Genomic DNA, 13,973 nt, shown 5'->3' on the forward strand with positions numbered 1-13,973 from the left:
GCTGCCGGGCGGGCTTCTGGGCTGCTGGCGGCTGAGAACTCAGCGGCTCTTGCGCAGCTTCTGGATCGCGGCCAGCTGGGCGGCCATGGTGGCGAACTCGCTTTGCGCGCTGGCGAAGTCGATGTCGCTCTTGGCGTTCTTCATCGCTTCCTCGGCGGCCTTCTTCGCCTCGGCCGCCTTGGCCTCGTCGAGGTCATGGCCGCGGATCGCGGTGTCGGCCAGCACGGTCACGCAGTGCGGCTGCACTTCCAGGATGCCACCGGCGACGAAGACGAACTCTTCCTCGCCGTTGTCGGCGCGCTCGATGCGCACCGCGCCCGGCTTGATGCGGGTGATCAGCGGCGTGTGGCGGGGCAGGATGCCCAGCTCGCCGTTCTCGCCCGGCAGCGCGACGAATTTCGCCTCGCCCGAGAAGATGTTCTCTTCGGCGGAGACGACGTCGACGTGAATCGTTGCCATGTTGGTTTCCTAGCGTTGAAGAAGGTTCAGTAAGCGAGCAGACGGGTGTCTGGCTAGGCGGCCCCCGGAGCCGTACACCCGTACGGCGAGGAGGCCAACGACGCCAGGCGCCCGTATGCGAAGTCTTACTGGATCTTCTTCGCTTTCTCGAAGGCTTCGTCGATGGTGCCGACCATGTAGAAGGCCTGCTCCGGCAGGTGATCGCACTCGCCGGCGACGATCATCTTGAAGCCGCGGATGGTTTCCTTCAGCGGCACGTACTTGCCCGGCGAGCCGGTGAACACTTCAGCCACGTGGAAGGGCTGCGACAGGAAGCGCTGGATCTTGCGGGCGCGGGCCACGGCCAGCTTGTCTTCCGGCGACAGCTCGTCCATGCCCAGGATCGCGATGATGTCGCGCAGTTCCTTGTAGCGCTGCAGCGTGGCCTGCACGGCACGGGTGGTGCTGTAGTGCTCTTCGCCGATGACGTTCGGGTCGATCTGGCGGCTGGTCGAGTCCAGCGGGTCCACGGCCGGGTAGATACCCAGCGAGGCGATGTCACGCGACAGCACCACGGTGGCGTCCAGGTGGGCGAAGGTGGTGGCGGGCGACGGGTCGGTCAGGTCATCCGCCGGCACGTACACGGCCTGGATCGAGGTGATCGAGCCGACCTTGGTGGAGGTGATGCGCTCCTGCAGGCGGCCCATTTCCTCGGCCAGCGTCGGCTGGTAGCCCACGGCGGACGGCATGCGGCCCAGCAGCGCGGACACTTCGGTACCGGCCAGGGTGTAGCGGTAGATGTTGTCCACGAAGAACAGCACGTCACGGCCTTCGTCGCGGAACGACTCGGCGATGGTCAGGCCGGTCAGGGCCACGCGCAGACGGTTGCCCGGGGGCTCGTTCATCTGGCCGTAGACCATGGACACCTTGGACTCGCCCAGGTTCTCCAGGTTCACGACGCCGGAGTCGGCCATCTCGTGATAGAAGTCGTTGCCCTCGCGGGTGCGCTCACCCACACCGGCGAACACCGACAGACCCGAGTGGGCCTTGGCGATGTTGTTGATCAGCTCCATCATGTTCACGGTCTTGCCCACGCCGGCGCCACCGAACAGACCCACCTTGCCGCCCTTGGCGAACGGGCAGATCAGGTCGATCACCTTGATGCCGGTTTCCAGCAGTTCCTGCGAGGGGCTCAGCTCGTCGTAGGACGGGGCCTTGCGGTGGATCGAGGCGGTCAGCTCTTGCGAGACATCGCCGCGCTCATCGATCGGGTTGCCCAGCACGTCCATGATGCGGCCCAGGGTGGCCTTGCCAACCGGGACGGTGATGGGGTTGCCGGTGTTGGTCACGGTGACGCCGCGGCGCAGGCCGTCGGACGAGCCCAGCGCGATGGTGCGGACGATGCCGTCACCCAGCTGCTGCTGGACTTCGAGGGTCAGCGCGGAGCCTTCCATCTTCAGGGCGTCATAGACGCGGGGCATCTGGTCGCGCGGGAATTCCACGTCCACGACGGCGCCGATGCACTGAACGATCTTGCCTTGGGCTTGAGTCATTTCCAGTTCCTTCAATCTTGATTCGTTTCGAACGCTGGGTCGAGCGTGTGCCGTCAACCGCTGATCGCGGCCGCGCCGCTGACGATCTCGGAGAGTTCCTTCGTGATCGCCGCCTGGCGGGTCTTGTTGTAGATGAGCTTGAGCTCACCGATCAGCGTGCCGGCGTTGTCGGTCGCGGCCTTCATCGCCACCATGCGTGCCGACTGCTCGGAGGCCATGTTCTCGGCCACGGCCTGGTAGACCAGCGCCTCGATGTAGCGGGTCAGCAGCTCGTCGATGACGGTGGCCGCGTCCGGCTCGTACAGGTAGTCCCAGCTGTGGGCCGACTTCTCGGCTTCGGTCTGGGCCAGCGCGTCGGCCGACAGCGGCAGCAGCTGCTCGACGACCGGCTCCTGCTTCATCGTGTTGATGAACTTCGTGTAGCACAGGTAGACGGCGTCCACCTTGCCCTCAACGAAGGCATCGAGCATGACCTTGACCGGGCCAATCAGCTTCTCGATCTGAGGGGCGTCGCCCAGGCCGGTGACCTGCGAGACCACCTTGGCGCCGATGCGGTTCAGGAAGCCGTAGCCCTTGGAGCCGATCGCCACCGCCTCGACCTTGGCGCCAGCGCCCTGAACGTCCTTCATCTTGGCCGTGACGGCGCGCAGGATGTTGGTGTTCAGGCCGCCGCACAGACCCTTGTCGGTGGTGACGACGACGAAACCGCTGACGCCCGATTGGCCGCCCTGGCGCATGTACGCCGAGTGGTATTCCGGGTTGGCCTGCGACAGGTTGGCGGTGATGTTGCGGATCTTGTCGCTGTAGGGGCGCGCGGAACGCATGCGTTCCTGCGCCTTGCGCATCTTCGACGCGGCGACCATTTCCATGGCCTTGGTGATCTTCTTGGTGTTCTCCACCGATTTGATCTTGCCGCGGATTTCCTTTCCGACTGCCATGACTGTTTCTCCTAGTGGGTGAGGGACGGCTCGCGCACGGTGTTGAGGCGGTGGCGGGCTGTCCCGTCAGTCAGTGGCTTCAGGCGAAGGACTTCTTGAAGGCGGCAATCGCGCCGTTCAGCTCTTCCTCGGCCGCCTTGTCCATGGCCTTGTCGGCTTCCATCTTGGCCAGCAGGGCCGCGTGGCTGGACTTCAGGAACTGGTGCAGGCCGCTTTCAAACGACAGCACCTTCTTGACCTCGATGTCGTCCAGGTAGCCCTTGTTGACGGCATACAGCGAGGCGGCCATCAGCGAGATCGACAGCGGCTGGTACTGGGCCTGCTTGAGCAGCTCGGTCACGCGGGCACCGCGGTCCAGCTGCTTCTTGGTCGAGGCGTCCAGGTCCGAGGCGAACTGCGCGAACGCGGCCAGCTCACGGTACTGGGCCAGGTCGGTACGGATACCGCCGGACAGGCTCTTGATCAGCTTGGTCTGGGCAGCGCCACCGACGCGCGACACCGAGATACCGGCGTTGATCGCGGGACGGACACCGGCGTTGAACAGGTTGGTTTCCAGGAAGATCTGGCCGTCGGTGATCGAGATCACGTTGGTCGGCACGAAGGCGGACACGTCACCGGCTTGCGTCTCGATGATCGGCAGCGCGGTCAGCGAACCGGTCTTGCCCTTGACCTCGCCCTTGGTGAAGGCTTCGACGTAGTCGGCGTTCACGCGGGCGGCGCGCTCGAGCAGGCGGCTGTGGAGATAGAACACGTCGCCAGGGAAGGCTTCGCGGCCCGGCGGGCGGCGCAGCAGCAGCGAAACCTGGCGGTAGGCAACGGCCTGCTTGGACAGGTCGTCATAGATGATCAGGGCGTCCTGGCCGCGGTCGCGGAAGTACTCGCCCATCGTGCAGCCGGAGTAGGCCGACACGTACTGCATCGCCGCCGATTCAGAGGCCGAGGCGGCCACGACGATGGTGTAGTCCATCGCACCGGCCTGCTCCAGCGAGCGCACCACGTTCTTGATCGACGAAGCCTTCTGACCGATCGCGACGTAGATGCAGGTCATGTTCTGACCCTTCTGGTTGATGATCGCGTCGATCGCCACCGCGGTCTTGCCGGTCTGGCGGTCGCCGATGATCAGCTCGCGCTGGCCACGGCCGACGGGCACCATCGAGTCGATGCACTTCAGGCCCGACTGCACCGGCTGGTCAACCGACTTGCGGGCGATCACGCCCGGGGCGACCTTTTCGATGACGTCGGTCATCTTGGCGTTGATCGGGCCCTTGCCGTCGATCGGCTGACCCAGCGCGTTGACCACGCGGCCGATCAGCTCGGGGCCGACCGGCACTTCCAGGATGCGGCCCGTGCACTTGACGGTGTCGCCTTCGGAGATGTGCTCGTACTCGCCCAGGATCACCGCGCCCACCGAGTCACGCTCGAGGTTCAGCGCCAGGCCGAACGAGGGCTGGCCGTCCTTGCCGGCGGGGAATTCCAGCATTTCGCCCTGCATCGCATCGGACAGGCCGTGGACGCGGACGATGCCGTCGGTCACCGAGACGACGGTGCCCTGGTTGCGGATGTCCGCCTGGGCGGCGAGGCCCTCGATGCGGCTCTTGATCAGTTCCGAAATTTCTGCAGGATTGAGTTGCATTGCCTTCTCCGAAAGCGCGGCAGCCTCAGCGGGGCTTCATCTGCCGGTGGATATGCGGTGGGTGGTGGGCGGCGACAGGCCTTCAGCTGGTCAGCGCGACCTTCATCTGCTCGAGGCGGGCCTTGACCGAGGTGTCGAGCACCTCGTCGCCCACGACCACGCGGATGCCGCCGATGAGCGACTCATCGACCTGCACGGTGGCATTGAGCTTGCGGCCGAAGCGCTTCTCCAGCGTGGCGACGGTGTCGCCCAGCTGGTTGGCGTCGAGCGGGAAGGCGCTCTGGATCAGGGCATCCGACACGCCGGTGCTGGCGTTGACCAGCGCGCGGAACTGCGCGGCAATTTCCGGCAGCGCCGGCAGCTTGCCGTTTTCCAGGGCGACCGCCAGCAGGTTGCGCACCTTGGGGTCGAGCGCGACGCCGGCAACGCCGGAGACGAGCTCGATCACCTGGGTGTCGGTGACCTTCGGGTTGTCGGCGAACTGGCGCAGTTGCGCGTCGCTGGCGACCGCGCCGATCGCCTCGACCTGTTCAGCCAGGGCGCGGGCGTCGCTGCCGGCCGCGGCCTTGAACAGGGCCTCGGCGTAGGGACGTGCGATGGTTGCTACTTCGGCCATTTTTTCAGCTCGGGTGGGGGTGCCGGATCAGAGCTCGGTCTTCAGGCGGGTCAGCAGCTCGGCGTGGACGCCGGCGTTGACTTCGCGCTTCAGGATGGCTTCGGCGCCCTTGACGGCCAGCACGGCGACCTGCTCGCGCAGGGCTTCGCGGGCCTTGATGGATTCCTGTTCGGCTTCGGCCTTGGCGGCGGCGACGATCTTGGCGCCTTCCTCGTTGGCACGGGCCTTGGCTTCTTCGACCAGCTGCTGGGCCAGACGCTCGGCGTCGGCCAGGCGCTTGGCGGCGTCGTCCTTGGCGGACGTCAGCGCGGCGGCGACCTTCTTCTCGGAGTCAGCCAGCGCGACCTTCGCCTTGTCGGCGGCCGACAGGCCTTCGGCGATCTTCTTCGCGCGCTCGTCGAGGGCAGCGGTGATCGGCGGCCAGACGAATTTCATCGTGAACCAGACCAGGATCAGGAACACGATCATCTGGACGATGAGGGTACCGGTGATGCTCACTTGTTTGCCTCAAACGGTGACGGGGACTTCAGCGAAGGGCGCGCCGCGAACAGCGCGCCCTTGGCCTCTCAACTCGACAGACGCCGAATTACTTGGCGATGGCGGCGAGCTGGCCCAGGAACGGGTTGGCCGTGGCAAACCACAGGGCGATACCGGTACCGATGATGAAGGCCGCGTCGATCAGGCCGGCCAGCAGGAACATCTTGGTCTGCAGCTCGCCCATCAGTTCGGGCTGGCGGGCGGCGGACTCGAGGTACTTGCTGCCCATGATGCCGATACCGATACAGGCACCGACAGCGCCCAGACCGATGATCAGGCCGGCGGCGAGGGCAACAAAGCTGATGACTTCCATGATGACTCCTAGTTGAGAGGTTGGGTTGGAAAGGAAGGGAAAGGGAAGAATCCGGATCGGTGCGCCGATCAGTGCGCGTCGTGGGCCTGGCCGATGTACACCAGCGTCAGCATCATGAACACGAAGGCCTGCAGCGTGATGATCAGGATGTGGAAGATCGCCCAGGCCGAGCCGGCGATGATGTGACCGATGGCCAGGCCGATGCCGGTGCCCAGGCCGACCGAGGCGAAGGCGCCGCCCATCAAGGCGATCAGCAGGAAGATCAGCTCGCCGGCGTACATGTTGCCGAACAGTCGCATGCCGTGCGAGACGGTCTTGGCGACGAACTCGATGATCTGCATCGCGAAGTTGAACGGGTACAGCACCGGGTGGTCGCCGAACGGGGCCGAGATCAGCTCGTGGGCCCAGCCGCCGACGCCCTTGATCTTGACGTTGTAGACCAGGCAGACGATCAGCACGCCCAGCGACAGGCCCATCGTGGCCGACAGGTCGGCGGTGGGCACGACGCGCAGGTAGGCGTGGTGGTCACCCGAGATCAGCTGCCACAGCAGCGGCAGCAGATCCACCGGCAGCAGGTCCATCGCGTTCATCAGGAAGATCCAGACGAACACGGTCAGGGCCAGCGGCGACACCAGCTTGCGGCTGTTGGCGTTGTGGACGATGCCCTTGGCCTGGCTGTCGACCATCTCGACCAGCAGCTCGACCGCGGCCTGGAAGCGGCCCGGCACCCCCGAGGTGGCCGACCTGGCGGCGCGCCACAGGATGAAGCAGCCCAGCACCCCCAGCGTGACCGCGAAGATGATGGTGTCCCAGTGGAACACGCTCAGATCGAACGGCGACGTACTGTGCTTGTTGGCCCAGAAAGTCAGGTGGTGGTTGATGTACTCGCCAGCGGTGGGCGCTTGCGCTGCGGCGTCGTGGGCTTCTGCAGACATTGGCGTGCGTTGTAGTTCAGTCAATTTTTCCGACGGCCTCGCCATGACAGCGCGACCCAGTACACCTTGATGCACACGATCAGGGCCACCAGCAGCGCTGGCCAGCTCAGACCGGGTACCAGTCTCGGCGCCAGCGCGAGCATGGCGAGCGAGACCGCGATCTTGCCGAACTCCCACAACATGAAGCTGACGGCGGAAACGCCGGGCGCCAGGCTGCTGAGCCGACTGGTCATGCCGCGCGCCATCAAGGCCCCCGGCACCACCACCGTGGCCGCGCCATACAGCACCGACCACACAATCCCCTGCTGGCCGAAGATGAGCCACGCGAGCGCGCCCATCACCAGCCCGACCGCGGCTTGCACCACGATCACCCGCCACGGCGAAACGGACGGGTCGGCCGCTGCCAGCGCCTGAGCCTCTTCACGGGTCAGTGGCTTGAACGGCCGCTTCGCGTCCTCATCTTCAGGGTCTGCCCACGGGTCGGGGCGTTCATCACGCCGAGTCGACATTGGGTCAAAAATTCCTGGGATCCGGGCGGCAAAGCCTCGGGATTATATGGGCAAACCCTCATGCGGCCCAGATCCCCCGGACGGTGCGCTCGGATATCCCCCGCCTGGGGCGTGCCCCGGCGGGCAGCCTGTCGGGGGGCTCAGGTGTGGCGCCAAAGCCGCAGTCCCGGCGTCAGAACTGGGCACTGAACCCCGGTCAATTCCGCATCATGAAATCCTGCCGCGGCGGACGGGATCAGAGCCGCACCAGGTTGGCCGGCAGGCCCGGCACCTCGACCCGCGCGCACAGCACCTGACCCGCCCAGGGCTGGGCGGCGAGCTCCTCGGCCGGCCGCCCCTCGCGGGCGGTGGTGACGAACAGCGTGCGGCCGTCCTCGCCGCCCAGGCAGGGCATGGTGGCGCAGCGCACCGGCAGCGGCCAGTCGGCCAGCACCCGGCCGTCGGGTGCCAGGCGCAGCAGGCGCTGGCCCTCGTACATCGCGCACCAGTAGGCGCCTTCCACATCCACCGCGGCGCCGTCCGGGCGGCCGCCGTAGCTGTCCAGCGCCTGGCCGGGCTGGCGCGGCGTGAACTGCGCCAGCACCCGCGGCGGCGGCAGCTGCTCGGCGCCCCGCACGCCATCGAAGGCGCGGATGCAGTGGGCCTTGGTGTCGGTCCAGTACATCGTGTCGCCGTCGGGGCTCCAGGCCAGGCCGTTGCTGGTGGTGATGCCGTCGGCCATGCGCTGCAGCCGCCCGTGGGCCCAGCGGTACAGCGCAGCCAGCGGTGGGTCGCGCGGCTCGTAGATCGTGCCCACCCAGAAGCTGCCGTCCGGCGCGGCCTTGCCGTCGTTGAAGCGCTCGGTGGCCGGGTCGTAGGGCGGATCGGCCAGCCACTGGCGCTGGCCGGTGGCGGTGTCGAAGCGCCACAGGCCGTCGCGCATCGCCAGCAGCAGGCCGCCGCCGTCGATCGGGGCGCAGCAGCCGGGCTCGGTGGGCAGGTCCCAGCGCTGGTGCTGCGCCAGCGCCGGTTGCCAGCGGTGCAGCGCCCGGCCCGGGATGTCGCACCAATACAGGGCGTGCTCCTGCGGGTGCCACAGCGGCGACTCGCCCAGACGCGCAGGCGGCACGGGCAGCGGCTGGAAGCTCGGCGGGTTCATGGGCTGGATTGTCGGCGCAGCGGGTTACCTGGGTGCGTCAAAGTGCGCGGAACGGCGGGGGGCTCGGCTCAACTGGGGCGCAGGATCGGCCGATGAGCAGGCCTTGAGCGGCCCAGTTCCGCGTTTTGCAGCGAGCCCCACCATGCCTTCACGCACCGCCCCCCTGCCCCGCCCCGCGCTGATCACCGCGCTGGCCGGCCTGATCCTGCTGGGTGCCCTGGTCCACGAGAGCGCCCGCGCCGACACCCGGGGGCCGGTGCGCGAGGACCTGTCCAGCCGCCAGCAGGACCTGGCCGAGGCGGCCGATGGCGTGGTCGACCCCGACGCGGGCCAGTTCACCGACCGCCTGATCGTGCGCTACCGCAACGGCAGCCCCGGCAACCGGCGCAGCGTGCTCAGCGCCTCGCAGCCCACCCATGACGCGCTGTACCGCCAGGGCCTGACGGTGCGCCGGGTGCACCGCGGCGGTCTGGGCGCCCAGGTGATGACGCTTGACGGCCTGCGCCCGGTCAGCGAGCTGCGCGCCGTCGCCCAGCGGCTGATGGCCGACGACCCCAGCGTGCTCTACGCTGAGCCCGACCGCCGGGTCTTCGTCGCCATGACCCCCGACGACCCGATGTACAGCCAGCAGTGGCACTACTTCGACACGGTCGGCGGCATCCGCCTGCCGGCGGCCTGGGACCTGGCCACGGGGGCCGGGGTGGTGGTGGCGGTGATCGACACCGGCGTGCGCCCGCACGCCGACCTGGCCGACAACCTGCTGTCCGGCTACGACTTCGTCACCAGCGCCAGCATGGGCCACGACGGCGACGGCCGCGACGCCGACGCGCTGGACCCGGGTGACGGCTGCAGCAGCGGCCACAGCAGCTGGCACGGCACGCATGTGGCGGGCACCATCGCCGCGCTGACCAACAACGGCGTGGGCGTGGCCGGGGTGGCCTATGGCGCCAAGATCCTGCCGGTGCGCGCGCTGGGCTGCGGCGGCGGCTACAACTCGGACATCGCCGACGCCATCGCCTGGGCCTCGGGCGGCAGCGTCTCGGGCGTGCCCGACAACACCACCCCGGCGCGGGTGCTGAACCTGTCGCTGGGCGGCTCCGGCGCCTGCTCGACCACGCTGCAAAGCGCGATCGACGGCGCCCGCAGCCGCGGCAGCGTGGTGGTGGTGGCCGCTGGCAACTCCAACGCGCCGGCCGGGGGCTTCAACCCGGCCAACTGCCGCGGCACGATCACCGTGGCCGCCACCGGCCCGGGCGGCGCCAAGGCGCCCTATTCCAACTATGGCGGCGTGGTGGACGTGGCCGCGCCGGGCGGCAACCTCGCCCGCGGCGCAGCGGCGGGCATCCTGTCGACGCTCAACGACGGCGGCGTCACGCCCGGCAACGACATCTACCAGGCCTACCAGGGCACCTCGATGGCCACGCCGCACGTGGCGGGCGTGGCGGCGCAGATGCTGTCGCGCAATGCCAGCCTGACGCCGGACGAGGTGGAGGCCCTGATCAAGGGCACCGCGCGCGGCTTCCCGCAGACCTGCAGCGGCTGCGGCACCGGCGTCGTCAACGCCGAGCGCGCCGTGAAGGCGGTCTTCGTCGGCGCCGCCCAGGCCAGTGACGTCACCGAGGTGGAGCCCAACCAGACGCTGGCCACCGCCCAGGCGATCAGCAGCTTCCCGGCCCGCGTGCTGGGCACGGTGGGCAGCACCACCGATGTCGACCACTACCGCGTCGACCTGGCGCCCGGCGCCACGGTGACCGCGCGGCTGATCCCGAACGCCTTGTCGAACTACGACCTGGCGCTGCGCAACCCGGCGGGGCTGGTGCGGGCCAGCAGCGCGCGCGGCGTGGGCCTGCCCGACCAGGTCACCTGGCGCAATGCCAATGCGGTCACCACCAGCTTCTACCTGCGCGTGACGCGCATCAGCGGAAGCACCGGCGTCAACGGCAGCTACACGCTGGAAGTCGACGTGCAGTGAGCGGCCCGAGGGCCGCGGACCGCGGCTACATCCCCTTGAACAGGTGGGTGTAGCTGCGGCTGACCTCGAGCTTTTGCGTGTGGCCCTTGACGGCCACGATCTGGCGCCCGCGGAAGTCGCGCGTGACCGAGGCGATCGCCGACACCGCCACCAGCGTGGAGCGGTGGATCTGCCAGAAGCGCTCGGGGTCGAGCTCGTCGATCAGCTCCTTGATCGGCTTGCGGATCAGCGCCTCCACCGTGGCGGTCTGGACCCGGGTGTACTTCTCGTCGCTGATGAAGAACAGCACCTCGTCGACCGGGATCATCTGGATCGCCTGGCCCACGCTGGCCTGGATCCACTTGAGGTAGGCGGGCGGCTTGGCCGGCAGGCCGCCCGCGCCCTGGGCGCTGAGGCGGTGCAGCAGTTGCTGCAGCGGCTGGGCGGGGGTGTCGGCACCGCCATCGGCGTCGCTCTCGCGGGCGGCCAGGCGGCGTTGCAGGCGCTCCACCGTGACCCGCAGGCGCTCGCGCTCGGCGGGCTTGAGCACGTAGTCGGCGGCCCCCTGCTCGAAGGCCTCGACCGCGTACTGGTCGTAGGCGGTGATGAAGACGATCTCGGGCAGCAGCTCGTCGTCGTCGATCTCCATCTGGGCGATCTGCCGGGCCGCCTCGACGCCCGTCATGCCCGGCATGCGGATGTCCAGGAAGACCACGTCGGGGCGGTGCTGGGCCACCAGCTCCACCGCCTCGGCGCCGTTCTTGGCTTCGGCCACCAGCTGCAGCGCGGGCCAGGCCTCGGCCAGGCGGGCGCGCAACTGGTCGCGCATCAGGCGTTCGTCGTCGGCCAGCACGGCCGTCGGGGCTTGCGAGGAGTTCATGCCGCGATGCTACGTGGCGGCCGCAGCGCGCGCCACAGGGCCCAACCCAGCAGCCACAGCGGCGACAGCAGCAGGCCCAGCACCACCGCCACCGCCGCCAGCGGCAGCCCCACGCCGGCCAGCAGCACCACCACCAGCACCGCGGCGGCGGCCAGCAAGGCCAGCGGCAGCGCCACCAGCACCACCGCCACCGTGCCCAGCGCCAGCAGGCCGCCGATGCCGGCCAGCACCACCTGGTGCGCCGGCGGCAGCGGGCCGGTGGGCTTGAAGTGCAGTTCCTCGCCGTTGACCACCACCTGGATCAGCGACTGCGGCCCCTCCAGCATCGTCACCCAGGCGGCGGCGAAGATGCCCACCACCGCCAGCATCATCAGCGCCAGCAGCCACCAGCCGATGCGCACCGCACCACGCTGCGTGCGCCGGGAAGACAGGACGGTGTTCATGCCTTGGCTCCTTCGCCCTGGGCCGCGTGGCCAACGCTGCGGTAGGGCACGGTGATGGTGACGATGGTGCCGCCCACCGGGTTGGCCGCCACGGTGAGCGAGGCCTTGTGGCCGTGCAGCAGCTTCAGCCGCTCGCGGATGTTGTCCAGCCCCACGCCGGTGCCGGCGGTGGCGGCGTTGCCGAAGCCCACGCCGGTGTCGCTGACACTGACCGCCAGCTGGCCATGGACGATCTCGGCCTTGACGCGCAGCTGGCCGCCCTCGGGCTTGGGCTCCAGGCCGTGGCGGATCGCGTTCTCGACCAGGGTCTGGATCATCATCGCCGGGAACTCGGCCGACAGCAGGCCGTCGGGCACGTCGATCTGGGCGTCCAGGCGCTCTTCCATGCGCACCTTCAGGATCTCGACGTAGGGCCGCACCACCGCCAGCTCGCGGCCCAGGTCGCGGGCGGCGCCGTCGCCGGTCTCGCGCATCGTGGGCATGCTGGCGCGCAGCAGCGCGATCAGGTTCTTCTGCATCTGGCTGGCGCGGGGCGGGTCGGTCTCGATCAGGTGGTCGATCGACGCCAGCGTGTTGAACAGGAAATGCGGCTCGACCTGGGCCTGCATCGCCGCCATGCGGGCTTCCACGACCTGGCGCTTGAGCGACTCGGCCTCGGCGGTTTCAGTGGCCTGGGCGGCCTTGACCTCGGCCTGCAGCCGGCCCTTGTAGGTGATCTTCAGCACCGCCGAGGCCAGGATCCACAGCAGCGCCAGCTCGGGCAGCGATTCGCCGTAGCTGACGGTGCGGCGCTCGATGCGCGGCTGGCCGCTCATCTCGACCGCCGCCTGGCGGGCATCCTCGGCGGCCTGGCGCGCATCCTTCTCGGCCTCGACCGCATCCAGGATGGCCTGGCGGGCTTCCTCCACCGCGTCGCGCACGTCCTCGGCATCGGCGCCCGGGGGCAGCTTGATGCTGACGCCGCGCTCGCCGGCGGTGATGTGCACCTCGTCCGGTGTCACCGCGGCGGCCGAGGCCGCGCCCGACGCCGCGCCCGGCACGGCCGACGCCGCCCCGGACGCCGCCGAGGCCGCCGGCTTGGCCGCGCGGATGCGGATGCCGCCGGCGCCGATCTCGATGTCCACGCCGCGGTCCTCGCTGCCGGGGCCGGTGGCGCCCTTCTCGATGTGGATCAGCGGCTTGGACGGCTTGGGCGGCTTGGGCGGGGTGGGGGCGCGCGGCGTGTCGGGGGCATCGATCTCGACCGTCTCGGTGTAGTGCCAGCTGAAGGGCGGCAGGCTCTTGAGAATGGCCATGCCCACCAGCAGCGCCAGCGCCAGCACGAAGAAGCGGCCCCAGCTGATGCTGGCCAGCCAGGTGCCGTAGGTGTGGAAGGCGCGCACGGCGCCGTCGGCAAAGCGGCGCGGGAAGGGCCGCAGGTCGGGGTGGGTGGTGGCGTTCATGGTCGTGTGGGCTCTTTCGGCACGCTCACTGTAGGGGCAGCCCCAGTCTGGTGCGACAGGCGTGTGACAGGCCGTGGGCTGGCCGGGATGAACTGCAGGCGATGGCGACGGGCCGGACCGGGCCGGGGCGGCTCAGCGCCGCTCGACCAGCACCGGCACCAGCTGCAGCGCCTCGCGCACCCGCTCGGCGGCGCTGCGGGCGTCCTCGCGGCTGGGGTAGGGGCCGGCCTGCAGGCGGTGCAGCGTGCCCTCACGGAACACCGCCAGCAGCGGCGCCAGCCAGTCGGCCTGCTCGGCCACTTTCTGCTGGAAGGCCTGGGCACCGTCGGGCCGGCTGAAGGCGCCCAGTTGCAGCCACCAGCCGACACCGGCGGTGGTGAAGGCGCGGGCCGATTCCGGCGGCTTCTCGGCGGCCAGGTCGGTGACCGGGTCGGCGGGGGCCGGGGCCGCCGGCGCGGCCGCCACCGGCGTGGCCACCACCGGGGCCGTGACGACCGGCGTGGCCACGGCCGGCACCGCGGCGGTGGCGCTGGCCACCGCCACCAGCGGGGGCTTGGGCGCCGGCGTGGCTACTACGGCGGCTCGGTGATTGGCAACGTCAAGCTGGTCTCGGTGATGTGGGGCGCCAACGTGCGCAGCACCACGGT

At 69.2% G+C, this 13,973-nt stretch carries 15 protein-coding genes; 1 reads left to right on the top strand and 14 read right to left on the bottom strand.

All coding sequences use genetic code 11. The features are described from left to right. Nucleotides 1-39 precede the first annotated feature (39 nt). From KAK07_RS22510 to KAK07_RS22555, 10 genes are all read right to left on the bottom strand, one after another. Nucleotides 40-459, bottom strand: coding sequence for a F0F1 ATP synthase subunit epsilon (locus tag KAK07_RS22510; RefSeq protein ID WP_210852461.1), 420 nt, complete (start codon nt 457-459; stop codon nt 40-42). Nucleotides 460-584: 125 nt separating this feature from the next. Next, nucleotides 585-1,991 carry a F0F1 ATP synthase subunit beta gene (atpD, locus tag KAK07_RS22515; RefSeq protein WP_210852463.1) on the bottom strand — a complete coding sequence of 469 codons (1,407 nt, stop codon included), beginning with the start codon at nt 1,989-1,991 and terminating at the stop codon, nt 585-587. Between the two features lie 53 nt (nt 1,992-2,044). Further along, the gene (gene atpG / locus KAK07_RS22520; RefSeq protein ID WP_210852465.1) at nt 2,045-2,929 is read right to left on the bottom strand and encodes a F0F1 ATP synthase subunit gamma; all 885 of its coding nucleotides are present in this window, start codon (nt 2,927-2,929) and stop codon (nt 2,045-2,047) included. A 79-nt stretch (nt 2,930-3,008) separates the two neighbouring features. Then, the gene (gene atpA, locus KAK07_RS22525) at nt 3,009-4,562 is read right to left on the bottom strand and encodes a F0F1 ATP synthase subunit alpha (protein WP_210852467.1); all 1,554 of its coding nucleotides are present in this window, start codon (nt 4,560-4,562) and stop codon (nt 3,009-3,011) included. Between the two features lie 82 nt (nt 4,563-4,644). Then, complete coding sequence (locus KAK07_RS22530; RefSeq protein WP_210852468.1) at nt 4,645-5,178, bottom strand: F0F1 ATP synthase subunit delta; 534 nt, start codon at nt 5,176-5,178, stop codon at nt 4,645-4,647. A 27-nt stretch (nt 5,179-5,205) separates the two neighbouring features. Beyond that, nucleotides 5,206-5,676 (bottom strand): F0F1 ATP synthase subunit B, encoded by a 471-nt coding sequence (locus KAK07_RS22535; RefSeq protein WP_210852470.1) that lies wholly within the window; start codon nt 5,674-5,676, stop codon nt 5,206-5,208. Nucleotides 5,677-5,764: 88 nt separating this feature from the next. Continuing rightward, the gene (atpE, locus tag KAK07_RS22540; RefSeq protein WP_022979952.1) at nt 5,765-6,028 is read right to left on the bottom strand and encodes a F0F1 ATP synthase subunit C; all 264 of its coding nucleotides are present in this window, start codon (nt 6,026-6,028) and stop codon (nt 5,765-5,767) included. 68 nt (nt 6,029-6,096) lie between these two features. Next, complete coding sequence (atpB, locus tag KAK07_RS22545; RefSeq protein WP_210852472.1) at nt 6,097-6,963, bottom strand: F0F1 ATP synthase subunit A; 867 nt, start codon at nt 6,961-6,963, stop codon at nt 6,097-6,099. A gap of 20 nt (nt 6,964-6,983) precedes the next feature. Further along, the gene (locus KAK07_RS22550) at nt 6,984-7,472 is read right to left on the bottom strand and encodes an ATP synthase subunit I (RefSeq protein ID WP_210852474.1); all 489 of its coding nucleotides are present in this window, start codon (nt 7,470-7,472) and stop codon (nt 6,984-6,986) included. A 235-nt stretch (nt 7,473-7,707) separates the two neighbouring features. Then, entirely contained in the window at nt 7,708-8,610 is a 903-nt protein-coding gene (locus tag KAK07_RS22555; RefSeq protein WP_210863343.1) for an SMP-30/gluconolactonase/LRE family protein, read from the bottom strand. A 142-nt stretch (nt 8,611-8,752) separates the two neighbouring features. Here KAK07_RS22555 and KAK07_RS22560 point away from each other — a divergent pair, with 142 nt between their 5' ends. After that, nucleotides 8,753-10,582 carry a S8 family peptidase gene (locus tag KAK07_RS22560; protein WP_247664551.1) on the top strand — a complete coding sequence of 610 codons (1,830 nt, stop codon included), beginning with the start codon at nt 8,753-8,755 and terminating at the stop codon, nt 10,580-10,582. A gap of 25 nt (nt 10,583-10,607) precedes the next feature. On the opposite strand, the gene KAK07_RS22565 is transcribed toward KAK07_RS22560, so the two are convergent. The 4 genes from KAK07_RS22565 to KAK07_RS25875 all read right to left on the bottom strand — a co-directional run bounded on the left by KAK07_RS22565 (nt 10,608) and on the right by KAK07_RS25875 (nt 13,863). Next, nucleotides 10,608-11,441, bottom strand: a complete 834-nt coding sequence (locus KAK07_RS22565) for a LytR/AlgR family response regulator transcription factor (RefSeq protein WP_210863345.1) — start codon at nt 11,439-11,441, stop codon at nt 10,608-10,610. Further along, complete coding sequence (locus tag KAK07_RS22570; RefSeq protein ID WP_210863347.1) at nt 11,438-11,884, bottom strand: hypothetical protein; 447 nt, start codon at nt 11,882-11,884, stop codon at nt 11,438-11,440. The genes KAK07_RS22565 and KAK07_RS22570 overlap by 4 nt, the downstream gene beginning before the upstream one ends. Then, nucleotides 11,881-13,326, bottom strand: coding sequence for a sensor histidine kinase (locus KAK07_RS22575; protein ID WP_210852480.1), 1,446 nt, complete (start codon nt 13,324-13,326; stop codon nt 11,881-11,883). Before KAK07_RS22575 ends, KAK07_RS22570 begins: the two co-directional genes overlap by 4 nt. A gap of 132 nt (nt 13,327-13,458) precedes the next feature. Then, nucleotides 13,459-13,863, bottom strand: coding sequence for an SPOR domain-containing protein (locus KAK07_RS25875; protein WP_210863348.1), 405 nt, complete (start codon nt 13,861-13,863; stop codon nt 13,459-13,461). Nucleotides 13,864-13,973 lie beyond the last annotated feature (110 nt).

Origin of the sequence: Ideonella alba, assembly GCF_018069875.1 — a bacterium.
Classification (GTDB): Bacteria; Pseudomonadota; Gammaproteobacteria; order Burkholderiales; family Burkholderiaceae_C; genus Ideonella; species Ideonella alba.

Coding starts and splice junctions, on each gene's coding strand:
- atpG (WP_210852465.1), bottom strand. CDS start 2,929: ATGGCAGTCGGAAAGGAAATCCGCGGCAAGATCAAATCGGTGGAGAAC.
- KAK07_RS22555 (WP_210863343.1), bottom strand. CDS start 8,610: ATGAACCCGCCGAGCTTCCAGCCGCTGCCCGTGCCGCCTGCGCGTCTG.
- atpA (WP_210852467.1), bottom strand. CDS start 4,562: ATGCAACTCAATCCTGCAGAAATTTCGGAACTGATCAAGAGCCGCATC.
- KAK07_RS22530 (WP_210852468.1), bottom strand. CDS start 5,178: ATGGCCGAAGTAGCAACCATCGCACGTCCCTACGCCGAGGCCCTGTTC.
- atpD (WP_210852463.1), bottom strand. CDS start 1,991: ATGACTCAAGCCCAAGGCAAGATCGTTCAGTGCATCGGCGCCGTCGTG.
- KAK07_RS22510 (WP_210852461.1), bottom strand. CDS start 459: ATGGCAACGATTCACGTCGACGTCGTCTCCGCCGAAGAGAACATCTTC.
- KAK07_RS22550 (WP_210852474.1), bottom strand. CDS start 7,472: ATGTCGACTCGGCGTGATGAACGCCCCGACCCGTGGGCAGACCCTGAA.
- atpB (WP_210852472.1), bottom strand. CDS start 6,963: ATGTCTGCAGAAGCCCACGACGCCGCAGCGCAAGCGCCCACCGCTGGC.
- KAK07_RS22575 (WP_210852480.1), bottom strand. CDS start 13,326: ATGAACGCCACCACCCACCCCGACCTGCGGCCCTTCCCGCGCCGCTTT.
- KAK07_RS22565 (WP_210863345.1), bottom strand. CDS start 11,441: ATGAACTCCTCGCAAGCCCCGACGGCCGTGCTGGCCGACGACGAACGC.
- KAK07_RS22560 (WP_247664551.1), top strand. CDS start 8,753: ATGCCTTCACGCACCGCCCCCCTGCCCCGCCCCGCGCTGATCACCGCG.
- KAK07_RS22570 (WP_210863347.1), bottom strand. CDS start 11,884: ATGAACACCGTCCTGTCTTCCCGGCGCACGCAGCGTGGTGCGGTGCGC.
- atpE (WP_022979952.1), bottom strand. CDS start 6,028: ATGGAAGTCATCAGCTTTGTTGCCCTCGCCGCCGGCCTGATCATCGGT.